Raw genomic sequence first — 22,347 nt, 5'->3', positions numbered from 1 at the left:
CACCGCGACGCTCAGCGCGGACTCGCCTCGACGATCGAGATCGCCGCCGGCGTCTGCACCACGCGCTCCAGTTGGAAGCCGGCCTTGGCCAGCAGCTGGGCGTACTGGGCGCGGGTGCGCTCCTTGCCGCCGACCAGCAGCATCAGCCACAGGTCGACCAGCTTCCCCGAGTGCGGGCCGTTGACCTTGTCGGGGATGACCATCTCCATCACCAGGAGCCGGCCGCCGGGCTTCATCGCCTTGCGGACGTTGCCCAGGATCTCCAGGGCCTGCGGCTCCGGCCAGTCGTGCAGGATGTGCTTGAGGATGTAGGCGTCACCGCCGCCGGGCACCGCGTCGAACAGGCCGCCGTCGGTGACCGTGCACCGCCCGGCCACACCCTGCTCCGCCAGGAAGGCGGCGGCGCCGTTGGTGGCCACCCGCGGGTCGCACAGGATGCCGCGCGCCGCGGGCGTCTTCTTCAGCACACCGGCCAGCAGATCGCCCCGGCCGCCGCAGAAGTCGACCACGGTGCCATAGCGCGCGAAGTCGTAGGCGGCCAGCAGCGGTTCGGTCTCCGTGCCCGACATCGCGCCCATGCCGTCGGTGAAGATCGCCCCGTACTCCGCGTTGGCCTCCAGATACTCGAAGGCGCCCATGCCGCGCAGCTTGGGCAGGCTCGGCTCACCGGTGCGCACCGCGTCGACCAGGTGCCCCCAGTCCTCCCAGTGGATGGGATGGCCCATCAGCCGGGCGATGCCGTACATGGACATCGGGGCGTCCTTGAGCAGCGCCCGCGCCATCGGGGTCAGCGCGAACCGCCCGTCCTTGTGCTCGGTGAAGATGCCGTAGGTCGCAAGGAGCCGCAGCAGCCGGTGCAGCGCCTCGGGGTCCGCGCCGGCCCGCTCGGCGATCTGCGCCGGCTTCAGCGGGCCGTCCACGAGGGTCTCCGCGATACGCAGCTCGGCGGCCACATGGATCGCCTGGCTGACCATGGCGCCCTGGACGAGTTCGAGCAGGGCGAACGGCGGCGGTGCGAGTCGGCGCGTCAGGCTCTGCAGAGCGGCGCGCACGCTCTCCACGGCACGGACGACACGGGCGGGCGGCAGTGGCGGCATGACATTCCTCCGGCTGGACGGTTGCTGAGTGATGGTCGGGCGGTTGCTGGACGGATGCGAACGGAAGGCGGGGACAGGGAAAGGACGACGGGAGGTCACCTGCCTCGACAGAGAAGGGACAGAAAAAAGAGGGGGAGCGCCCGGGGGGGCGGCCGTGTCAGTCCCGCAGCGCGCGGTCCACCAGCACCCCCGCGGCACCGGTGTACTGCCGCGGATCGAGCAGATCCGCCAGCTCCGGGGCGCTCACCACGCCCTGCAGGCCGGGCAGTTCGGCCAGCACCTCGCCGAGCGGACGGCCGCAGGACCGCGCCCGCTCCACGGCCTCACCCAGCAGCTCCTTGGCCGCGGCCCGGCCCAGCCGGGGCGCCAGATACGCCGACAGCCGCTCCGAGACGACCTGGCCGGCCGTCAGATCGAGGTTGGCGCGCATCGTTTGCGGATACACGCTCAGGCCCGCCGCCAGCTCGGCGGCCGCGTGGGCGGCACCCCCGGTCAGCCGCAGGCACTCGCGCAGCGGCTGCCACTCGGCGTGCCACAGCCCCGCCGAACGCTCGTCCTCGGTGGCCAGGCACTGCGCCAGGACGGAGCTCAGTGCCGGCACCTGGACCGCGGCCGAGCGGATCAGGGTCGCAAGGACGGGGTTGCGCTTGTGCGGCATCGCCGAGGAGACGCCCCGCCCGGCCCCGCCGGGTTCGGCGACCTCACCGATCTCGGTACGGGCCAGGACCTGCACGTCCGCCGCCATCTTGCCCAGGGCGCCCGCGGTGTGCGCCAGGGCCGCCCCCAGGTCGGCGACCGGCGTGCGCAGGGCGTGCCAGGGCAGTGCAGGGCGGGCCAGGCCCGTCTCGGCGGCGAACGCCCCGGCCAGCTGCTCCACCACCTGCGCACCGTCCCCGACGCCGGCCTGCGCGGCGTATTGCAGATAGCCCGCCAGCGTGCCGGCCGCGCCGCCCAGCGACACCACAAGACCCTCCTCGGCGACCCGCTCGAGGCGCGCGGCCGCCTCCAGCACCAACTGCCGCCAGCCGGCCGCCTTCAGCCCGAACGTGGTGGGCACGGCGTGCAGGGCCAGGGTCCGCCCGGCCATCACCGTGTCGCGGTGCCCGGCCGCCAGCCGGGCCAGAGCGGCGGCCGTGGCCCGCAGGTCCGCCACGATCAGTGGCAGGGCCCGCGCCGCCACCAGCATCGCGCCGGTGTCGAAGACGTCCTGGCTGGTGGAGCCGCGGTGCACGTACTCGGCGGCCTCGGGCGCCTGCCGGGCGACCAGAGCGGTCAGCGCGGCCACCACGGCGACCACCGGGTTCGCCGTCTGCCGGGCGGCCAGGGCCAGTTCCCGTACGTCGAAGTGCTCGGCCCGGGCGGCGGCGGTGATCGCCTCGGCGGCCGCGGCGGGCACCGTGCCCATGCGGGCCTGCGCCCGGGCCAGCGCCGCCTCCGCGTCCAGCATCGCCTGCAGCCAGGCCCGGTCCCCGACCGCGGCCTCGACCTCGGTGCCCACCCGCACCGGCGACAACAGCCCGGCATCCGGCTGCACCGCGGGGGCGGACTCCGCACGGTCGCTGCGTGTCGTACTCACGGCTGCACCTCTCTCGCCCCTCGCACCTGACGTGCCTCTGGTGCCGGACGTGCCTCTGGTGCCTGACGTGCCTCTGGTGTTCGCCGTGCCGGCGCGGGGCCGGGAGCCGCCGCCGCGCCGTGCACCGCCTCCGGCGCCGGGCCCCCGCCCGCGCGGGGCGCGGGCCGCGGCGGGGCGGGCAGCGCCAGCACCGCGCCCGCGATGGCGTCGGAGTCCTCCAGCGTCACCGACCCGACACCGGGCCGGATCCCCGCGGCCGTCACCCAGTGCACCGACTCCGTGGGCACCCCGTACGCGAAGCGCCGCGGATGCGCCGCCCCGGCACCGCTCAGCAGCCGGTACGAGCGCGTCACGGCCAGCCCGCCCGTCTCGTAGTCCTGGACGCGGTAGGGGGCGCACTGGCTCGACTCCAGCAGCTGCCGCAGCAGCGGATCGGCCGTGCGGCGCAGGTCGATCTCGGGCAGCCGCGCCTCGATCAGCGCGGTGGCCCGCACCCGCACGCCCGGAACCCGCGCCGACGTCCCCACGAAGCACGCCCCCCGCCCCTCACCGGCCGTGGTGACGCGGATGCCGGGACAGGACACGTCGAGCACCCCGGCCTCCATCAGCGCGAGCATCTCCTCCACCCGCCCGGCGGGCGGGCCGATGGACAAGTACGCGTTGAGCGGCGTGTACCAGCCCTCCAGCTCCTCACGGTGCGAGGCGCCCGCCAGCCCGCCGTGGTCCACCGCCAGCCGGATCTCGTTGCGCAGATCCCGCAGCACGTCCAAAGCGGCCTTCAGCGGCCCGCGCACATTGCCCCGGCGCGCCTCGCGGACGTCCCGCACCAGGTACTCCCGCAGCCAGGACCGGAACTCCGCCAGGTCACCGAAGGACCGCGGGCCGTACGGACGGGCGATGACCTCCCAGTCCCAGCGCTCGGCCCGGCCGATCCCGGCCGCCTCCAGCACCCCCTCCTGCGCCCGCCCCGGCGCCGCGTGCAGGAAACGCGAGGCGAACCGGGCCACCGCCGCGCGGTCCTCGCCCCGCGCGGCCAACAGCGCCTCGTAGTAGACGCATTGCACCTCCGCCGAGATCAGCGGCCACAGGTCCTCAGCGAACCGCAGCGGCCCCCCGCCCGCCGCACGCAGCGCCGCGACATGCTCGACGGTCAGCAGCCGCGGCCGGTAACGGCCGTGGGCGCCCTTCTCGTTGTCGCCGCGCGAGTGGTACGGGATGCCGCGCCGCGAACCGGCGTGCAGCCGCGGCTCGCGCCCCGAGGGCCGGTAGACCAGCCGCCCCTCGACGCGCTCGAACGTGCCGCCCCTGCCGTGGGTGAACAGCGACATGTAGTCGAAGAAGTTCAGGCCGAGCCCCCGCAGCAGCACGTCCTGGCCCGGCGCGATACGCGACAGGTCCACATCCGCGGGGTTGGCCGGGGGAACGTAGACCAGGCCGTGCCGGGCGGCGAACCCGGCCAGCTCGCGCTCGTGTTCCCCCGCGCGGACGGGCACGTGGCCCTGCGCGAGCACCACCGCGGACAGCCCCCGCAGCCGCCTGCCGTCCTCCAGCACCACCACCTGCGCCCCGCCGCCCGGCCCCGCCTGCGCGTCCTCCTCTTCCAGGGCCACCGCCCGCACCCGGTGCACCCGGATCACCACATGCGCCGGCGCGTTCGCCAAGACCTGCTGGAACGCCCAGGTCAGATACCGCCCGTACAGGGCGCGGGTGGGATAGGTGTCCGGCCCCAGCGCCCGGGCCTCGGCCAGCACGTCCTCGCCGCGGGGCGTGGCGGGACCCGGCGCGAGGGCGCCCCGGCCCAGCGCCCTGGCCCACTCATAGAGGCTGGGCCCCTCCTCCAGCGGGCCGCGGATACTGACACTGCCGTCGGTGTACACCGTCACCTGCGAGGCGACGGTGTTCATCAGCAGATGCGGCGACTGCGCGGGCCGCCACACCCGGCCCGCACCGGGCGGCTCGGGATCGACCACGTGCACGGTCACCCGGTCCCACAGCGGGGACTTCCGTTCCTGCGCGCAGACCCGTTCGAGCAGGGAGAACCCGCGCGGGCCGGCGCCGACCAGACACACCTCGGTGTGCCGGCCGCTCACCAAGGTGTGCCACCCGGCGCATCGCCGTGAACCAAGGGACCTGTGGGCATGGTCGCGTGCTCCTTGTCGCGGAGGGCATACCGGCCTGAGAGCAACCGCCGAGCGGTGCGCACCCACACTCCCGACGGGTTCAGGAGGCCTGCTCAACCAGCACTCGCGTCCGGGCGGAGGCCCGCGTGAGCCGAAGGCGGCCGATTCGGGGGAACAGCGCGGCACCCGAAGGCCCGGCGGCATCCCGCGGATGCGGCCCGGATCACCCACCAGGGGGAAAGCGCATTCTGCGGTCGAGAGCGCTCTCACGCGATTATCAGAACTCCGCCGGCGGGCGCGGGCGCAGGAATGCGTGAATGAGGACATGGCGCCGTGTCGGACGCCACTCCGTCCGACACGTCGGACAGAACACAATCCCGCCGACCCTATTACAAGCGCGCGCGGCAGGGGAGACCCCGTGGACGGAAGGGCGGCGGAGGTATTACCTCCGCTTCAACCGGGACTGACCTCCCCCTTCGCCCAGGGAAGCACTTGCCGCACCCGGCAATGAGTCGACACAATTCCGCTGGCCCGTGAGCTATCGGTGGACAACGGCGAAAGCGACATCAGCGGGATACCTGAAAAGCGGTGGAGTATCTGCGGATCCGTGTGCCGCCTCAGCGGCCGGCGTTCCCCACGGATCGGTGAGCAGAGAGAGGCTGTGAAGTCGCCATGCCCCACGCACATGCGCTGCAGATCAGATTCGGTGACGGCTCGCAAACGCGAAGCCGCCGGATTCTAGGAGGAATCTGTGAGGGTAAAGGTCCTCGGCCCGCTTGGTGCCGATGTTAATGGTGTGAATGTTGTGCCTACCGCAAGCAAGCCGCGGCAGATCCTGGCGCTTTTGGCCCTCTACCCGAGACGGGTCGTGCCGATCTCGACACTCATGGAGGAGATCTGGGGAGTCGACCTGCCCGCAAGCGCCATGACGACCCTCCAGACGTACATCCTCCAACTGCGCCGGCGCCTTGGCACGGCGATGGGGCCGGACGCCCCGCGCAGCGCCAAGGACGTCCTGGTCACCCGGTACGGCGGGTACCTCCTCCAGATCCCGCCCGAACAGGTCGACGTCCACGGCTACGAACGCCTGGTGGCCGCCGGACAGCGCGCCTTCGACAGCGGCGACGACCAGGCGGCGGCCACCCTCTTCCGGCGGGCCCTGGACCTGTGGGACGGGGCCGCACTGGTCGACGTGCGCATGGGCTGCGTACTGGAGATCGAGGCGACCCGCCTGGAGGAGAGCCGCCTGGTCACCCTGGAGCGGCGGATCGACGCCGAGCTGCGCCTGGGCCGGCACTGTGAGTTCCTCGCGGAGCTGAGCGACCTGATCGCGCGGCACCCCCGGCACGAGGGCCTGCACGCCCAGGCGATGGTGGCGCTGTACCGCTCGGGCCGGCAGGCCTCGGCCCTGGACGTCTACCAGAGCCTGCGGGCCCGCCTGATCGAGGACCTGGGGGTGGAGCCGTCGCCGCAGTTGCAGCGACTTCATCAGGCGATCCTCACGGTCGACCCGCGCCTGGACGTGATCGCAGGCCCCCGGCCCTCGTCCACGTTCGACCGCTACGCGAGCTGAGCGAACAGCACGCGGTGCCGTCGGCGGCATCGACTCCCCTCCGGGAGCACGCCTTTCCCGCGGGGGAGATGCCGCCGACACGGCCCACCCCACGGCCTTCATCCAAGGCCCGGCCGGGGCACGAGGGCGACCCGACTGCGGAATTTCCTCAGTTGGAATCCAGCTGGAAACTGGTCGGAAGCCAGCTGGAGGCGGACTGGAGGCCGGCCGAAGCCCGGAAGCACTCCTGGCCGAAGGCCCGAAAGCCCGAAGGCCCGGAAGCCCGGGAGCCGAAAGCCTGGGAGCGCTCCTGGTCGGAGCCGGGGTGCTACTGGCGTACGCCTACGGGTTGGAAGCCGGCGCGCACTCGTCGCAGGCGAGCTCCATGCGCACCGCGATGCAGTTCCACTGCGCCGCGCACGCACGGGCCAGGGCGGCGATCTTCCGCGCCTGATGGGGCGGAGCCTGCAGCACCAGACCGGGATCGGTCCTGCGGATGATGCGGGCTTCGAGCCAGCGGATCATCTCCCGGCCGTCGTTGCTGTACTTCAGGGCGGGGTCCCGTTTCAGCGACTCGAGCTGGGCGAGGGTGTCGACGAGCGAGCCCATCGCCTCCAGGCCGCCCTGCGGCGCCCGCGGCTTGGACGCCGCGCCCGGCAGCGCCCCTTCCTCCCTGCACAACCGTTTCTGCGCGTCCCGGGCTGCGGACACGGACAGGCCGGCCGCCTCGGCGGTCTCCCGCAGGACGATGTCCGGCTCTTCGGCCGGAATTCCGGCGGATTTCTGCCGGCCTTTATGGGAATTGAGTGGCCGGACCCGGCCGTCGCGCCCGACCCTGAGAGGGGCCTGGGCGATCTGTCCCGCGAATTTACGGCGTAACACTCCGACGGTCTTCCCGGAAAGCCCGGTCTTCACGGCGACCGCCCGGTCCGACCACTCGGGGAAACTCTCGAGGATCTTCATCGCCGACTTCTTGCGGTCGGAGAGGGTCAGGGCGAGGCCGTGCTTCAAGTTCAGCTCGACGGCCAGGAGAAACGCTTCCCGGTTCGACCCCTCGAAGAAGCGGACCTCAATGGTTTCCTGGCCGTTCAGACGCGCCACGTGCAGCCGGTGCATTCCGTCGATGACCTTCATGGTCGCTCGGTGCACGATGATCGGCGGAAGTTTATCGGTGCAGGCGGCCAGAGTGCGCACATGATCCTGGTCGACACCGGTCAGCCGAGGAGAGTCCGCGTCACGCAGCATGTCGATCGGAATCTGGGTGATTGAACCGGAAACTTCGGTCGAGTGGCCGGGCCCGACGGGCCGACAGAACTGATCTTTAGGAAGTTCCCCCCCAGGGGCGGTCTCCCCTGGCATTCCGATCATCACGCTGCTTCTCCTCCCCCGGACCGAAGCGCATAACGCGGCGAGAGTATCATGAGATTCCGCCATGAACAGAGAAGTCTCCGGGATTTCATGCAATTGCGTTATGCCCCTTTTTTCCGGAGAGCGTCCACGGCGACAGAGCCCCCTCACACCCACCGGAACGCCACCGGGACCCCCCGCCCGCACCCACCGCCGGCCACCCCGCCCCGCCCCCCAAGACGCCGAAGACCAGGCCCAACACACCCGAACCACCCCCGCCACCCCACCCCGAGCCCCCGGCCCCCGCAGCCACCCTCCCACCCCGGCCCGACCCTCCCGCCGCCCCCACCCCGCGCCCCCACACATTCAGCCATGTGGCGCCCATCCCGAGAGTCGCCCTCCGGCGTACGTGTTTGTGAACCGCGAAGCCGGGCGGGGGGAGCAACTGCAGGAAACTACCCGTCAGTTGATGATGTGCGCAGGGCGGGGCAGGGGAGTGCCGGCAAGTACGGGTGATGGTCCTCCGTGGCGGCCGGCCCATGGCCAGGTGGCCCGGGTCGCGCAGCGCACCCTCCTGTCGTAGACAGGAGCAATGAGCGAGGAGAAGGCGTCGTGGCATCCCGGTGAGATCGTGCCTGCCAGCGGGATCTACGAATGTGACTGCGGCGGAGAGCATCACTGGAGCACCGATGTGAAGGGGCACCGCTTCCCCCCTCTGCCGACGGGCTGCTCCGGCGAGTTCTGGCAACTGCAGAACCCGGCGCACCCCGAGGACTGAGGCGGCAGCGTCAACGTCACCGCATACCTGCGCTGACGCAACGCCAACGCCAACGCCAACGTCAACGTCCGGTGTCGGATAGGGCCTCAACGCTCGACCCTTCTGATCGATGCGCAGCTCCTCGATCTCCACCTCCACCTCCACCTCCACCTCCACCTCCACGATCGCGTCGCGAGGCACCGTGACCGTGGCCCTTCTGCAGTCCGCGCCATGTGCCGCCTCGCCACCCGCAGCGGGCAAGATGTTCGACGGGGAGGCCGACCGCTCCGACAACATGGCCTTGATCGCCCAACCGGCGAGCCTGTGCGGTCAAAGGATGAGGGAAGGGGTGTCTATGCCGTCAGCCGCCGAGGTACGTGACCTGTTTGTTCCGCATCTCATGGGGCGTTTGGACGATGCGAGTGCCGAGCTCGAGGTGACGAGTCTCGAGGTGGTGGAGCAGGGACGGTCATTCGCTCTGGTTGTCGAACTGACGGCTTACAAACAGCGGTGGCGTGTTCGGCTGGAGAGCGAGCGGTCGGCCATGGCGGTGTTCGATGGTGCGCCGGCTCATGATCTGGTCCGGAGGCTCGCGTCGGAGTTCCGCATCCGATTGTTCGAGTGGTGGCACACGAAGGGCTCCGAGCGGCAGTCGGCGAAGAAGGGCGAGCGCTTGGACTAGCCGCGGCTCAGGGCGGCGCCCCGCTCGTGGCCAGCCACCAGCCACCATCACAGCCGCACAGGGGCTGTCATTGCGGGCCAACCTGCGCACGCCCAGCCGACACGCTCCGGACCCCGCAGGAACGCACCGAGCGCGCCCCGCAGCCCAACTCGCCCTCATACGGCCATCGTTCGGCCGCGCCTCATGCAATACCGCGGTCAGACCACGGGCCGTCCGGCATCAGAGTCCCGAGCACGGTCAGCAACTGCGGAGGCTCAACCCGGTCCGGCAGCGCGGCCAGCTCCGACCATACGATCCAAGCGTGCGTGTCCAGGCTGGCCTGCTCGTCAGGGAGCAGACCGGTTCGTGCCAGGGGCGGTTGCTCGTCGGCAAATCGAGCCAGGAAGAAATGCTCTGTCCCGACGTACCGTTCGCCGTTCCACTGCACATTACGGTCGACGAGCACTGACCGGTCAAGGACGGCTGCCGGGCCGAGGCCGGTTTCTTCGACCAGTTCACGGCGTGCCGCCACCAGCGGTGTCTCGCCGGGTTCGATGCCACCACCGGGTGGCTCCCAGAGCCATGCCCCGTCGAACGGATCGCGCCAGCGCAGCAGAAGCAGGCGGCAGGCAGCGTCCAGGCAGACAACCCGGGCGGCGGGCCGGTACGTTGATTCCACTGCCCTGACGCTATGCGGCACCCGATAAGTTGATCAAGACCTTGGTCGATCGACGTCACCCGCGACGCCACCACACACTTCCCGCCCTCCGCCACCTGCAAGACGGCCCACGCCCGTACCGCTTCGCGGGCGGTTACGAAAGCGCAAAGGGCACTAGCACGCGTGCCTCACACAGCGGTCACGGCCACCATGGAGGGCATGAGCACCCAGCGGTCCTGTTCTCGTATAGCTACGACGGACGGACACGTAGCGCAGGACGATGCTCGAAGCTGGAGTGGGCGCGAGGGCCGACGGTACAGCGGTGGGTTGCGGTAGCGGCCGTCCAACCCGGAACTGTCGGAGGTCCTGGCCGAGCTGACGGCAGCGCGGACACTTGAATGGGGTTGATCAGCGGGTATCCGGTCCACCTGTTGATCGTTGCCCGTTGCCAGTACTCGTATGTCAGTACTCGTACAGCGCGGCCAGTCGAGGCAGTCGGCGGGCAAGCTCGTCGCTGTCGTCGAAGTCGAAGCCCCATGCGGCATCGAGGTCGGGGTACTGCACGGCGGGTACCGTGTCGGGGATCTCTTGTCCGGTGACGGACAGGTGGGCGTTCCAGGCGATGCTCAGGGCGTCTGCGCATTCGAGTTCGTAGCCCTCGGGTGCCGCGTCACGGATGGCGGGGTGGTCTGCGAGCGCCTCGGGGTCAGCCAGGGCCTGTTCGAAGGTTTCGCGGCCCTGCATGATCAGCCAGCCGCGGAAGTAGTCGAAGCCGTCGTCGGAGCAACCGCCGTTGATCATGTAGGCGGCCGCCCACAGCGGAGCGCGATAGGAGTCAGCCAGTAGCTGGTAGATGGTTTGGTCGGCGCGAATGACCTCCTGGAGCGGCCGTGTGGACAGCAACGCGGTTGCCTCTTGGGCGAGGGCGTCGGCGTCCGCCGGGGCGGAGGTCTTCCGGCGTGCTTGCTCGACCAAGGTCCAGAACTGCTGTGTGTCCATGGCGGCAGACCTTGCCATGGGGCTCTGACAGTCGACGGTGGCTGGCCGGCCCCTCATGGCCGACCCGATGAGCGGTGCGCGCTGTCGTGCTCGGGCCGTCCCGTTCGGACCGGGAGATCGTTCAGGAGCTCGGTCTGCCTAGAGTTGAGGGCCGACCATGGTGCCGAGAGGGGGAGAGGCCGCAGATGACGCTGGCCGGCATGTTGGCGGAGGCGGACTGGCAATCGCATCGCCCCGCGGTCTTCGGGACGGCCTACCGGATCCTGGGCTCTGTGACCGAGGCCGAGGACGTGGCGCAGGAGGTCTGGCTGCGCGCTGCCGACGCCGACCTGTCCGAGGTGCGGGATCTGCGGGCCTGGCTGGTGACCCTGGCCGCCCGCATGTCGTACAACGTATTGAAGTCCGCGCGGGTACGGCGCGAGGCCTACGTCGGCCCCTGGCTGCCCGAACCGCTGCTCACCGGACCCGACGCTTCGGCCGAGGTGCTCCTGGACGATTCGGTGAGCACCGCGATGCTGGTGGTGATGGAGAGACTTTCTCCCGCTGAACGTGTCGCACTGGTGCTGCACGACGTCTTCGGCTTTCCCTTCGGCCGGATCGCCGAGGTGCTCGGCAACACATCCGCTGCCAGCCGCAAACTCGCCTCCCGGGCACGAGCGCGGGTCGCCGGGGCCGAGGCACCGCCCGGGGCCTCCCGGGCCGACGCCCAGCGTGTGCTCGAAGCGTTCAAGGCGGCCGCTGAGGCGGGGGACGTCGCCGGGCTCGTCGAGCTCCTGCACCCGGGGGCCGTCTATGTCGGTGACGGCGGCGGCAAGACGACGGCCGCGCGCAGGCCGGTTCACGGCGCGCAGACGATCGCCCTGCTGATGGTCCGGCAGGTCCGGATCAGGCGTCCCGACGCATCCCGGATCATCGAGGTGAACGGGCAGTCGGCGCTGGCCACTTACCGCGGCGGCGAACTGGTCTGGCTCGACACCGTGGAAATCGCCGACGGGCGGATCACGACGTACAGGAGGCTGGCCAATCCTGAGAAACTCGCCGGCCTCGGTCACATCTGAGCCCGCCGTCTTGTCTCCCTGTCGCCCCTCCGATGCCCGGAGGGGCACGGACGGCGAAAAGGAAGACACGATGGGGCACGTTGTGATCGTCGGAGGCGGCTTCGCGGGCGTGTGGAGCGCGGCGGGAGCAGCACTGGCGCGCGGGGACGCGGAGCTGCGCATCACGCTCATAGCGCCGAACGACCACCTGGTGCTGCGGCCGCGCCTGTACGAACCGGAGCCGGATCTGGCCACGGTGGAGCTCAGGAGAATCCTGGAGCCGATCGGCGTCGGGCATCTGCGGGCCCGGGTGAGCACGATCGAGACCGGCCGCCGCGTGGTGGTGGCCGACGGCGAGGAGATCGCTTACGACCGCCTGGTGCTGGCGGCGGGCAGCGAACTCGTGCGGCCCCGGACTCTGCCCGGGGCTGAACGGCTCTTCGATATCGACACCCTGGAAGGGGCCCAGCGGCTCACCGGCCATCTGCGACAACGGCACAACTACCGTGCCGTGGTGGTCGGCGCCGGGTTCGTCGGCCTGGAGGCCGCGACCGCGCTGGCCGCCCGGGGCCGGGTGCTGCTGGTGGACCGGTCGGAAGTGGTCGCCGACCAGCTCGGCCCGGGGCCACGCCGGGAGATCGAGGCGGCGCTGGAGAAGCTCGGCGTGGAACGCCGCCTCGGGACAACGGTGACGGAGGTCGGCGACGGATACGCCGTCCTCTCCGGCGGTACCAGGGTCGAGGCGGACGCGGTGCTCTGGTGCGCGGGGCTCACGGCCAGTGACCTCACCCGGCAGATCTCCGACGAACTCGACTCCCTGGGCCGGGTGCCGGTGGACCGGCAACTGCGCGCCCTGCCCGGCGTGTTCGTCGCCGGCGACACGGCCGCAGCGGCATTCGACGCCGACCACACGGTCATGCAGTCCTGCCAGCACGCCACCCCGCTCGGCAAGGTGGCCGGGTACAACGCGGCGGCCGACCTGCTCGACGTGCCGCTGCGCGACTTCACGCCCGGTCCCTACGTCACCTGCCTGGACCTGGGCGACGCCGGTGCGGTCTTCACCCGGGGCTGGGACCGCAGGGTGATGGCCTCGGGCGCCGACGGCGCGGACGTCAAGAAACGCATCAACCACCACATCCACCCACCGGTCGACGACGCCACCCAGATCCTCGCCGCCGCCGACCGCGTCCACATTGAACTCCCCTTCTTCCCCCGCACCGAAAGGGAGACCGCCCCCACTGACTAGGACTTCCGGCGAGCGGTGCCGGACCTGCCCTGACCCGGCTCCCCTGTAACGGTCAAGACCGGGGGCAGGATTCGGGGGGGCTCCCTGGTGCGGGGCCGCCACCGGCGGAGACGACCACGGAGATGACCACAGCCGGCCCACCGGCGGCAGCATCGCGCATCCAGCGACAGGCCGTAACGGATGACGAAGGGGCGGGCCGAAATCGCACGCGGAGCGGTTTCGGCCCGCCGGTGCTCGTTTGTTCGTTACAGCCCGAGCTGTTGGGCGGCGAGGGCCGTGCCGTGGACCCGGGCCTCGATCTTGGCGAAGGCGATGTCGCGTGAGGTGGAGGTGTCGTCGGCGAAGGGGGAGAAGCCGCAGTCGTCGCACGTGCCCAGCTGTGCGACCGGAATGCGTTGCGCCGCGAGCAGGATGCGGGCGCATACCTCTTCGGGGGTCTCGACGCGTGGATCGATGGGGTCGGTCACGCCGATGAACACCCGGATGCCCGGGCGGAGTTGGGCGGCGACGACGTCGAGTACGCGCTCGGGGTCGGCCTCGCTGGCGAGCTGGAGGTAGAAGTTGCCGGCCCGGAGCCGGAAGAGGTCGGGCAGCAGCGAGGTGTAGTCGACGTCGAGGCTGTGGGTGGAGTCGTGGTCTCCGCCGGGGCAGGTGTGGACGCCGATGCGGGCCCGGTCGGCGTCGGTGAAGCGGTCAAGGACCTGGTTGTTGAGGTCGACGAAATCGTTGAGGAGGCCACCGCTGGGATCCAGCTTCAGAGACAACCGGCCCTCGGTGAAGTCGAGTTGCACGACATGCGCGCCCGCCTCGAGGCACCCTCGGATGTCGGCCTCGGCCTCGTTGACCAGGTCGGCCAGGAACGCCTCGCGCGAGTAGCCCGCAAGGGGCTCGGGCGGGTAGAGCAGGCTGAGAGCGGAGGGCGCGATGACGGCCTGCTTGACGGGCTTGTCGGTGTGGCGTCGGGCGTCGCGCAGGTAGGTGTCGGCGCGGATCTGGTAGCGGAAGGGTCCGGCCGTCAGGCGGGGCAGTTGCCGGGTGTGCCCGTCGGCGAAGGGAATGACCGCGCCGTCGGGCGCGAGCGCGTCCAGGCCGCTGAGCGGGTAGGTGGCGAAGCTCGGCTTGGACTGCTCGCCGTCGACGAGGACGGGGCAGCCGATGCGCTCGAGATGCGCCAACGTGTCTGCGGCGGCTTGTGCCTGAAACTTCGCCAAGTCGGCCTCGGAGAGCTGGCCTTGGGCGTGCTGAGCGAGGGCGTCCAGCAGGGCGGGCGGTCGGGGGATGCTGCCGATGGGCTCTGTGGGGATGCTCATGAGGGGAACGTACGCCGCGGTGACTGCCGTGGGAATGCGGGCGGTTGCTGTACCCCCGGACGGGGGACTGGTGCCTGATACGAGAGTGATGCTCCGTCGGGGCCGAACGCGACCAGTTGGACGCCGACCAGGCCCGCATCGGACGCCGGCTGCGGTGCGAGCGTGGCGGACGGTGTGGGAGTGGTCGAGGGCCTGCTGTGAAAGCGCCGGTACCAGCCACTCGTTGAGGACTGCGACCAGCACGGTCGCCTCGTACGCCTCGTAGCGGACCACGAACTTCTCGTACGTGGCTGCAGACCGCTGGCGCTTGAGGCGACTGTGGACGCGGTCCGCGGGACCGGGATCGTGGCCTTGATCCCGTGTCTGCGCAGGTGCGCGCGATTGCTGCGGGGGCTGTACGACTGCGGGGTCCCGGACGAGGGCGAGCGAGGTTGACCGGTTGAGGAACGGAGGCGAGCTGCGGCCCCCTTGATAGGGGATGCTTCTCCGGCCGCCCGGCTGGCCCCGCAGGCCAGGGTCGGCAACAGCCTCCCCCAGTTGGTTGCGGTCGTGTGGTGAGACGACGTACAGCGACCTGTTGACCGGACGCAAAGTTCCGATGGCTCCGCTGTCCTTTGATGGTGAAGTTGGATCTTCTGCCGTCCGAGTTGGACTGCCCAGCCAACCGCGAGGATGACCTGACGCATCACCGGTCTCGTAAAGGATGATCTCGTGCCACACCTTCCGACAGATGTGCGGGCTGCTCTCCGCTTCTTCGCTTTCTACCTGGGCAATGGCACATTGGATGTCGAGCTTCTTGACGGAATCGACTACCGCCGTCACTTGCTCGAGCACGGCTCAGACCTCGAGACGGTTTTTGCGATCTTCGCCAACGTTCTCGAAGTTGATGATCACGGGGAGACGCTCAACGACGGTGAGGCCCAGTACCGCGCTGCTCAGTGGGTCCGCAGACGCTGTGACCCCGCCTATCAGGTGGAGCCTCCGTTCGAAGCGTGGGAGACCGAGCTTCACGGTCCCTGACATCGAAATTCCGCCACCAGCAAGCAGAAAACCCTCGACGGAGGCACCGTCGAGGGCTCATGCAGGATCGAGGCTAGGCTGTGGTCATCTCGTAGCCAAATTGTCGGGCTACGTCGGCGATCTTTCCGGCGCCGAATTTTCGGCGCAGGCTGGGCGTCATCCAGCTGTGCCATTCGTTGGGTGTGCCGCTGCGCATGATGCGGGTGTTCGTGGCGCCGGTGCCGTCTCCGGTGCCCGATCGCTGCTCTTCGTGCGCGCGCATGTTGTCGAAACTGCTCCGCTCGACCGCTCGTACGAGGTCGGAGTGTTTGACGTCCACTTCGAGGTCCTCCAGGCTCTTGCGCAGGGCCGGTACCGGGTCGGTTTTGAGGTCCTCGAAGGTCGTTACCGTGCTTCGCTGAAAACCGCCGCGCGCCTGATCCCACGCGTCGTAGAACGACGACCAGTCCTCAAGTCGGCTGACTCCGGCGGGGCCCGGCTGCTCCAGCCATTGCTCGAAGGTGCCGGGCAGGAGATCTACGGGGTCTTTCGCGAAGTTGGTGCGGAACTTGTGCCAGGAGTAGAGGGAGTCACGCGGGTCCCTGATGAGGATCCAGGCCCCGAGCAGCGGGCGTGGTGCCAGGAAATCAGGGGTGAGATGTGTCTTCACGAAACGGGGCCACCGTGGCCTGCCCAGCTCCTGGCCGTCCCAGGTGCGGTGGTCGGTGGCTGCCAGCCTGCTGCGGTATTCGGCGTAGGCAGGCACGGGATGGCTGGTGCCGTCGGCGTTCAGGGAGTCGATGTAGGGGTCGGCGTAGTTGAGGCCGAGTTCGAGAAGAATATTACCCAAAAGCGATTGGCCGGAGCCGCCGATGCTGGCGACGGCGATGTCCTGGTGGCCGAGCTTTTCGATGTTGTCCTGGTAGAGGGCGTTGTACCGGTCCTGTATGCCGTGCAGGAGGTAGTAGATCTTGTCGCTCATCGCTTTCCTCTGTTCACGTGTACGGGAGGATGGGGCGAGGACGGTGCGTCGCTTGTGCCGGTGACCGCCGATGCCTGGCCGGAGCGGCCCGTCCCGGCTCCTGGGGAATCGCCCAGTAGCGCGACCAGAACTCCGCCGATGGCGGCGATGACCGCTGCGACGGCGAAGGCCAGTTGGTAGCCGGATGCCAGCGCCGCGGTATGACCGGTCGCTGTTGCGGAAGCGGTGCGGGCCGCGGCGGTACTGCCCAGCCCCGCGATGGCGAGGACGCCCGCGACGTACTTGGCGGTCTCGAAGACGCCGTAGCCCACACCTTTGTCGTCGGGGGAGATGTCCTTGCCCGCGGCGACATTGAAAGAGACAGCGCCGACTACGGTTCCAAGACCCAGGATGAGGAGGCTCGGGAGGATGTGCGGCAGGTAGGCGCTGTCCGGACCGGCCAGGGCGAGCAACGCCAGGGCGACTGCGCTGACGAACTGTGCGCTTGCTGCCACCAGCGTCCAGCGGTAGCGGCGAAGAAGCCGGTTGGACACGGACGAGCCGATCAGAACGACCAGCCCCAGGGGGCTGAAGGCCAGTCCCGCGGCGAGGGGGCTGTAGCCGAGTGCTTGTTGGAAGAAGAGCAGCCCGATGAAGACACTGCCCTGGTAGGCGAATTCGTTGGCCGGCATGGCGAGTACCGCAGTGCGGAATGAGGGCACACGCAGGATGCCCAGACGCAGGAGGGGGTCTGCTGCTCTGCGTTCTCGGATGACGAAGCCGGTGAACGCGAGGGCGGACAGCACCAGGGGACCGAGGGTGCCGGGGGAGAGCGCGCCCGCGCTCTCGGTGTTCGTGATGGCCAGGACGAGCAGCATGAGACCGGCCATGGACAGGGCGACGCCAGGCAGGTCCAGGCCGCTGGTCTTGAAGGCCGGCGCCTCGTGGTCGAGGATTTTGGGTGCCAGCAAGGCGGCGAGGAGTGCGACCGGCACGGAGAGCAGGAAGACGTAGCGCCAGCCGAGCCCTTGCGTGACGACGCCACCGATGATGGCGCCGCCTGCGGCCCCCAGTCCGCCGGCCACCGCGACCGCGGCGAACAAGCGGTTGCGCTGGGCCGGGGAGGCTTTCGCGCTGATGATCGCGAAAGAGGTGGGGACCGCGAGTGCGGCGCCCGCGCCCTGCAGCATGCGCCCTGGCAGGAGCAGCCACAGTGCCGGGGCCAGCCCTGCCAGCAACAGGCCGGCGATGAAGAGGGCGAAGCCGGTGATGAGGACCGGACGGCGTCCGTAGCGGTCGCTCAGTCGGCCGCCCAGCAGCAGCATGCCACCAAGGGGCAGGGTGTAAGCCGTCATGACCCACTGCGTGCCGGCTTGGCTGAGGCCGAGACTGTGCTGCAGGGCGGGAAGGGCCACGGTGACCACCAGGCCGTCGAAGACGACGAGGAAGTTGGTGGTGGTGAGCAGCGCAGTGAGCAGAAGCGCCCGATGACGGCGAATCCATTCAGCAACGAGAGAGCCAGTCATGATCTACAACCTGCCCGGGCGCGAGGGGTCTGTCACGCCACCAGTTGGCGCGGTGAGACAACAGCGGATTCACGCGGTCGCGCGACGGGCTGCCCACGCGCGGGTGAGGTAGGTGGTCTCCACCGTCTCGGCGTCACCGATGCGACGCCGCGCGTAGTCGAGGAATTGTTCGAACTTCTCCTCGCCGAGCTGTACACGGACATCGTTCACCGAACGCCAGACGCCGATGTAGTGATCGACACTCTGCCGCACGTGGTGACGTCCCTCCAGGAGCATCACGTCGTCAAAGTGCGGGCTGGCCGCCAGTCGGTCGGAGAGTTCGTCCATGAGCCCCTGCCGGGCGGAGGAAACCCGCTTCATGTCCGGCTTCAGCCTCTCCAGTTCCGCTTCGATGTCGGTGAGCAGGGCGCTGGCCTGGATGTAGCGGGGATTCCACAGGGCGACGAACCACCCGCCGGGGCGCAGTAGGCGGCTGAACTCCTGTGTGCCCTTGTCGAAGTCCACCCAGTGGAAGGACGACGCCATCGTCACGAGATCCGCCGACGCGCTGGGCAGGCCGGTGTCCTCGCCGCTGCCGGTGCGCCAGGTGATGTCGAGGTGTGCGGAGTCCCTCTCCCCGGTCGCCCGCATGGTGTCGTTCGGGTCGACGGACGTCACGGACCGAAAGCCGGCTTCTGCGAGCATGCGGCTCCAGATGCCGGTTCCCGCTCCCACGTCGACGGCATCGCAGGCCCCGGCGGATCCGCCGAGCAGCCCGACCAGGGCAGAAACGACTGAGGGCGCATACCCTTCGCGGTATTTGGAGTAGTCCTCGGCCAGGCTGGTGAAGTCACCGTGCTTGAGGGTCACAGTCACGTTGATTCCTCTTCCGTCACGCAGGGCTTGAGATGCGGCTGATTGCGGGTGAAACGGTTCCGGTCAGCGGGCTGCTCCCGTCAGGCATTCATCCAGAATGCGCGAGGCCGCCGCATCCGGGTCGACGTCAGAGAAGTTTGCTATCTCCAGGTCGGGGCTCTCCGGGAATTCTGGTTCGACTCCGATGCCGACAATATCTTTGTCATCCGATTCGCTGTACACTCCCTTGCTGTCTCGCTTCTTCAGCTCTTCCAGCGGTACGTCGAGGAACACCTCGTAGTAGCGCTCGATGTTCTCCCTGTTCCACTTGTGTACGTCATGGAAAAGGGAGATGGTCGCGCAGATCACGACTTGTCCCTGGCTGGCCAGCATGCGGCTGAAGCGGGCGTACGTGTAGGCCATCCTGCGTCGGCTTTCACGGTCGAACGACCTGGTTTCCCCGATGACCTCCCGCACGATATTGCCATCCAGCAGGACTGGCCGTATGCCGTGAGAGCGGATCTGCCGAGCCAGAATTTTGGATACCGTCGTCTTGCCCGACTCCGCGAGTCCGGTAATCCAAAACACGCCGCCCTCGCGCAGGATGGCCGCCGGTGTGGAAACCTGGTCAGTTGAAGCCATGATGCCGTCCTCCGGATGCAATAACCGCGTGGGCAGGTGGGCGGATGTCACCGTTCGCGCGTTTGACTGGCGCGGCGACCCGCTGCAACGCCTGTTCAGGAACTCCCCAATTCGCCTTTTGCGAACTCCGGTTGAACTTTAGAAATGCCCCACTCTTCGCGTCAAGAATGGCAGCGAAAGAGACAGAGGTGGCCATGCCCGGTTACCCGACTTCGCACAGGCCATGTTCTCGTTTTCCGCAAAGTCCACTTCGCGTCGCTGCGGGTTAGCTTTTAAGGTGACCAACTTCGCAAGACACGCTTTTTATGTAAAAGGTAGAATTTCGGCATTTTATGGCTAGGTAAGTGCATGGGCCAAGAAGAAGGGGTGACGTGCGTCACATCTGGCAGGGCCAAGATCACGCCACGCCGGCCCGGCGGTCGGCACGTGTCATGGTGACGCTCCATGCGCGGTCACAGCTTGGTCGGGTGCCGAACTCACCCGTGCCACCCCGCTCCACGCCTCGGCCCGACTCCGAGCCGTATCGCGCCCCGCGGCCCGCCCGTGACGAGCTCAAGCGCTTCGCGCACCCGGTCGTCGGCGACCTCGCCCTGCGCAGGCAGGCGCTCACCGTCGGCGGCGCCGAGCAACAGGTGATCATCGTGTACCAGGCGACGGCCGGGAGCCCGTCGGAGGCGGCCCTGGCGCGGCTCGCGTGACGCGCCGGCCCCGGCTGCCGTTGGCCGGATCAACCGCGACGACTGCCTCGGTGGACGTTGGCCGGCCACTCGCCCGCGGTTCCGAGCCGCACCGGCCCCGCGCCGGGCGGCATGCTGATCCGGCACACTGGGCCCCACAGCGGAGGGCACCTCCCTGGCCAGTGAAGATCGAAGATCGAAGTCATGGATATCCGGCAGTTGGAGTACTTCCTGGCCGTCGTCGACCGCGGCGGTTTCAACCGGGCCGCTTCGGCGCTGTATGTGTCGCAGCCGTCGTTGTCACAGGCTGTCCGTGGGCTGGAGCGTGATCTGGGTACGGAGCTGTTCCACCGGATCGGACGCCGCGCGGTGCTGACGGAGGCGGGCCGGGCGCTGATCGAACCGGCCCGTGCGGCGGTACGGAGCCTGGAGGTCGCCCGGGCGAGCGTGGCGTCCGTCCACGAACTGCGGGAAGGACGCCTCGATGTGGCCTCGATGCCGTCCCAGGCCGTCGAGCCGCTGACGTCGTTGATCCGTTCCTTCGCCCGCCGCCATCCGGGCGTGACGGTGGCCGTCCGGGCCGTCTTCACGGCTCGGGACGTCGTCGGCGCGGTGCGGACAGGGGCTGCGGAACTCGGCCTGCTGGCGTCAGCCGGGAGGGTGCCGGACACGGAGGTCCGCGCGCATGTGCTGGGGGAGCAGCGGTTCGTGCTGGTGGTCCCGCCGGACGGGCCCTTCGCCGGCCGGGAAGCGGTGGCGTGCGAGGAACTGGCGGGTCAGCGGCTGATCGTGGGACAGCCCGGGACGGGGATGCGGGCGTACGTCGACTCTCTGCGGGACCAGGGCATCGACTTCAGCGTGGCGGCGGAGACGGAGCACCGGGTCGCGTTGCTGCCTCTGGTGCTGGCCGGGGTCGGGCTCGCGGTCGTGACGGATTCCTGGCGGGAGATCGCCCGGCGGTCAGGGGCCGACGTGCTGGACATCGAACCCGCGACCGCGCTGAATGTTGCCCTGATCAGCCGCCGGGGTGTCCTGTCCCCGGCAGCCGCCGCCTTCTGGAGGATGGCCGTCCCCACCGGCACCGGCTGACAGACGGCGGCCACCGACTGATAGGCGGCCGCTATAAGGGAGATCCGGTTTCGGTCTTGGACGTCTGCCTGGGCACGTTGCTGGAATCGAAGGCATGACGAACCACCGCATCGCCCTCATCCCCGGTGACGGCATCGGCACCGAAGTGCTGCCCCCCGCGCAGCAGGTACTCGACATCCTCGGCCGCCGGCACGGCTTCACCCTCTCCTACACGTCCTACGACGACTGGTCGTGCGAGCGGTACCTGCGCGAGGGCGCCATGATGCCCGCCGACGGCCTCGCCCGGCTCCGCGACAAGGACGCCGTCCTGCTGGGCGCGGTGGGCCACCCCGCGGTGCCCGACCACATCTCGCTGTGGGGACTGTTGATCCCGATCCGCCGCGGCTTCCGCCAGTACGTCAACCTGCGGCCCATCCGAGTCTTCGAGGGCATCGACAGCCCGGTGCGAGGGGCGCGGGTCGGCGAGGTCGACTTCGTCGTCGTCCGGGAGAACGTGGAAGGCGAGTACAGCGAGGCCGGCGGGCGGCTCAACCGGGGCTTCCCGGACGAGATGGCCGTACAGGAGGCCGTGTTCACCCGGGCCGGCGTCACACGTCTGCTGGACTACGCCTTCCACCTCGCCGAGCAGCGCAAGGGCCGGCTGACCTCGGCCACCAAGTCGAACGGCATCGTGCACACCATGCCGTTCTGGGACGAACTCGTCGCCGAGCGGGCCGCCTCGTTCCCGCAGGTCGGCTGGGACCAGGAGCACATCGACGCGCTCGCGGCCAAGTTCGTCCTCGAACCGGCCCGCTTCGACGTCGTGGTCGCCTCCAACCTCTTCGGCGACATCCTCAGTGACCTCGCCGCCGCGGTGGCCGGGTCCATCGGTGTCGCCCCGGCGGCCAACCTCAACCCCGAGCGGGAGTTCCCCTCGATGTTCGAACCGGTCCACGGCTCCGCCCCCGACATCGCGGGCCGGGGCATCGCCAACCCGCTGGGCGCGATCTGGTCGGCCGCCATGATGCTCGACCACCTCGGCCACCCGGAAGCGGCCAGGGACATCACCGATGCGATGGCCGCGGTCCTGGCCAAGACCGACGTACGCACCCCGGATCTGGGCGGCACCGCCACCACGGCCGAGTTCACCGACAAGCTCCTCGAACTCCTCTGACCCTGCACTCTCTTGACCCTGCGCCCTCTCTACGCCGCCCCGGACGACGCCGCCCCACACTCCGCCAGGCGCCCGCGCTCCTTACGCTCCCGAGCCGCGCCCGCCC

Annotated in this window: 20 protein-coding genes; 9 read left to right on the top strand and 11 right to left on the bottom strand. The window is 69.5% G+C overall.

Features of this window, described 5'->3' with window-relative positions; genetic code table 11:
- Positions 1-11 precede the first annotated feature (11 nt).
- From ACH4D5_RS34285 to ACH4D5_RS34275, 3 genes are all read right to left on the bottom strand, one after another.
- Positions 12-1,097: a methyltransferase gene (locus ACH4D5_RS34285; protein ID WP_398310514.1), complete on the bottom strand. Its 1,086-nt coding sequence runs from the start codon at positions 1,095-1,097 to the stop codon at positions 12-14.
- A gap of 157 nt (positions 1,098-1,254) precedes the next feature.
- A complete protein-coding gene (pcaB, locus tag ACH4D5_RS34280; protein WP_398310511.1) occupies positions 1,255-2,673 on the bottom strand; it encodes a 3-carboxy-cis,cis-muconate cycloisomerase in 1,419 nt (472 codons plus the stop codon).
- Positions 2,670-4,763, bottom strand: a complete 2,094-nt coding sequence (locus ACH4D5_RS34275) for an FAD/NAD(P)-binding protein (protein WP_398310508.1) — start codon at positions 4,761-4,763, stop codon at positions 2,670-2,672. Before ACH4D5_RS34275 ends, pcaB begins: the two co-directional genes overlap by 4 nt.
- A gap of 781 nt (positions 4,764-5,544) precedes the next feature.
- On the opposite strand from ACH4D5_RS34275, the gene ACH4D5_RS34270 reads away from it, so the two are divergent.
- On the top strand, positions 5,545-6,366 hold the full coding sequence (locus ACH4D5_RS34270; protein ID WP_362995861.1) for an AfsR/SARP family transcriptional regulator: 822 nt from the start codon (positions 5,545-5,547) through the stop codon (positions 6,364-6,366).
- Between the two features lie 321 nt (positions 6,367-6,687).
- Here the strand turns inward: ACH4D5_RS34270 and ACH4D5_RS34265 are convergent, their stop codons facing one another.
- Positions 6,688-7,713: a ParB N-terminal domain-containing protein gene (locus ACH4D5_RS34265; RefSeq protein WP_398310801.1), complete on the bottom strand. Its 1,026-nt coding sequence runs from the start codon at positions 7,711-7,713 to the stop codon at positions 6,688-6,690.
- Positions 7,714-8,284: 571 nt separating this feature from the next.
- On the opposite strand from ACH4D5_RS34265, the gene ACH4D5_RS34260 reads away from it, so the two are divergent.
- Both ACH4D5_RS34260 and ACH4D5_RS34255 read left to right on the top strand, forming a co-directional pair.
- Positions 8,285-8,470: a hypothetical protein gene (locus ACH4D5_RS34260; protein ID WP_398310505.1), complete on the top strand. Its 186-nt coding sequence runs from the start codon at positions 8,285-8,287 to the stop codon at positions 8,468-8,470.
- 109 nt (positions 8,471-8,579) lie between these two features.
- Entirely contained in the window at positions 8,580-9,131 is a 552-nt protein-coding gene (locus ACH4D5_RS34255) for a hypothetical protein (protein ID WP_398310503.1), read from the top strand.
- Positions 9,132-9,312: 181 nt separating this feature from the next.
- On the opposite strand, the gene ACH4D5_RS34250 is transcribed toward ACH4D5_RS34255, so the two are convergent.
- Complete coding sequence (locus tag ACH4D5_RS34250; RefSeq protein WP_398310500.1) at positions 9,313-9,789, bottom strand: NUDIX hydrolase; 477 nt, start codon at positions 9,787-9,789, stop codon at positions 9,313-9,315.
- Between the two features lie 441 nt (positions 9,790-10,230).
- Entirely contained in the window at positions 10,231-10,767 is a 537-nt protein-coding gene (locus ACH4D5_RS34245) for a DUF4240 domain-containing protein (protein WP_398310497.1), read from the bottom strand.
- 185 nt (positions 10,768-10,952) lie between these two features.
- On the opposite strand from ACH4D5_RS34245, the gene sigJ reads away from it, so the two are divergent.
- Together sigJ and ACH4D5_RS34235 are read left to right on the top strand one after the other, a co-directional pair.
- Entirely contained in the window at positions 10,953-11,825 is an 873-nt protein-coding gene (gene sigJ, locus ACH4D5_RS34240) for an RNA polymerase sigma factor SigJ (RefSeq protein WP_398310494.1), read from the top strand.
- A gap of 70 nt (positions 11,826-11,895) precedes the next feature.
- On the top strand, positions 11,896-13,050 hold the full coding sequence (locus tag ACH4D5_RS34235) for an NAD(P)/FAD-dependent oxidoreductase (RefSeq protein WP_398310491.1): 1,155 nt from the start codon (positions 11,896-11,898) through the stop codon (positions 13,048-13,050).
- Between the two features lie 245 nt (positions 13,051-13,295).
- On the opposite strand, the gene ACH4D5_RS34230 is transcribed toward ACH4D5_RS34235, so the two are convergent.
- On the bottom strand, positions 13,296-14,360 hold the full coding sequence (locus ACH4D5_RS34230; RefSeq protein WP_398310488.1) for a cobalamin-independent methionine synthase II family protein: 1,065 nt from the start codon (positions 14,358-14,360) through the stop codon (positions 13,296-13,298).
- Between the two features lie 711 nt (positions 14,361-15,071).
- On the opposite strand from ACH4D5_RS34230, the gene ACH4D5_RS34225 reads away from it, so the two are divergent.
- Positions 15,072-15,380 carry a hypothetical protein gene (locus ACH4D5_RS34225; RefSeq protein ID WP_398310485.1) on the top strand — a complete coding sequence of 103 codons (309 nt, stop codon included), beginning with the start codon at positions 15,072-15,074 and terminating at the stop codon, positions 15,378-15,380.
- 73 nt (positions 15,381-15,453) lie between these two features.
- On the opposite strand, the gene ACH4D5_RS34220 is transcribed toward ACH4D5_RS34225, so the two are convergent.
- From ACH4D5_RS34220 to ACH4D5_RS34205, 4 genes are all read right to left on the bottom strand, one after another.
- The gene (locus ACH4D5_RS34220; RefSeq protein ID WP_398310482.1) at positions 15,454-16,341 is read right to left on the bottom strand and encodes a sulfotransferase domain-containing protein; all 888 of its coding nucleotides are present in this window, start codon (positions 16,339-16,341) and stop codon (positions 15,454-15,456) included.
- Complete coding sequence (locus tag ACH4D5_RS34215; RefSeq protein ID WP_398310479.1) at positions 16,338-17,846, bottom strand: MFS transporter; 1,509 nt, start codon at positions 17,844-17,846, stop codon at positions 16,338-16,340. The genes ACH4D5_RS34220 and ACH4D5_RS34215 overlap by 4 nt, the downstream gene beginning before the upstream one ends.
- 69 nt (positions 17,847-17,915) lie before the next feature.
- On the bottom strand, positions 17,916-18,701 hold the full coding sequence (locus tag ACH4D5_RS34210) for a class I SAM-dependent methyltransferase (RefSeq protein WP_398310476.1): 786 nt from the start codon (positions 18,699-18,701) through the stop codon (positions 17,916-17,918).
- A gap of 63 nt (positions 18,702-18,764) precedes the next feature.
- On the bottom strand, positions 18,765-19,322 hold the full coding sequence (locus ACH4D5_RS34205; RefSeq protein ID WP_398310473.1) for an adenylyl-sulfate kinase: 558 nt from the start codon (positions 19,320-19,322) through the stop codon (positions 18,765-18,767).
- Between the two features lie 467 nt (positions 19,323-19,789).
- Between ACH4D5_RS34205 and ACH4D5_RS34200 the strand changes: the two genes are divergently transcribed.
- The 3 genes from ACH4D5_RS34200 to ACH4D5_RS34190 all read left to right on the top strand — a co-directional run bounded on the left by ACH4D5_RS34200 (position 19,790) and on the right by ACH4D5_RS34190 (position 22,241).
- Complete coding sequence (locus ACH4D5_RS34200) at positions 19,790-20,020, top strand: hypothetical protein (RefSeq protein WP_398310470.1); 231 nt, start codon at positions 19,790-19,792, stop codon at positions 20,018-20,020.
- A 183-nt stretch (positions 20,021-20,203) separates the two neighbouring features.
- Positions 20,204-21,088, top strand: coding sequence for a LysR family transcriptional regulator (locus tag ACH4D5_RS34195; protein WP_398310467.1), 885 nt, complete (start codon positions 20,204-20,206; stop codon positions 21,086-21,088).
- Positions 21,089-21,182: 94 nt separating this feature from the next.
- Positions 21,183-22,241 (top strand): tartrate dehydrogenase, encoded by a 1,059-nt coding sequence (locus ACH4D5_RS34190; RefSeq protein ID WP_398310464.1) that lies wholly within the window; start codon positions 21,183-21,185, stop codon positions 22,239-22,241.
- Positions 22,242-22,347: the final 106 nt, after the last annotated feature.

This window comes from Streptomyces sp. NPDC018029, from assembly GCF_044327655.1.
In the GTDB taxonomy this organism is placed as follows: domain Bacteria; phylum Actinomycetota; class Actinomycetes; order Streptomycetales; family Streptomycetaceae; genus Streptomyces.
Note: the sequence above shows the minus strand (reverse complement) of the source record. Positions and strands in the feature narration are given on the sequence as shown.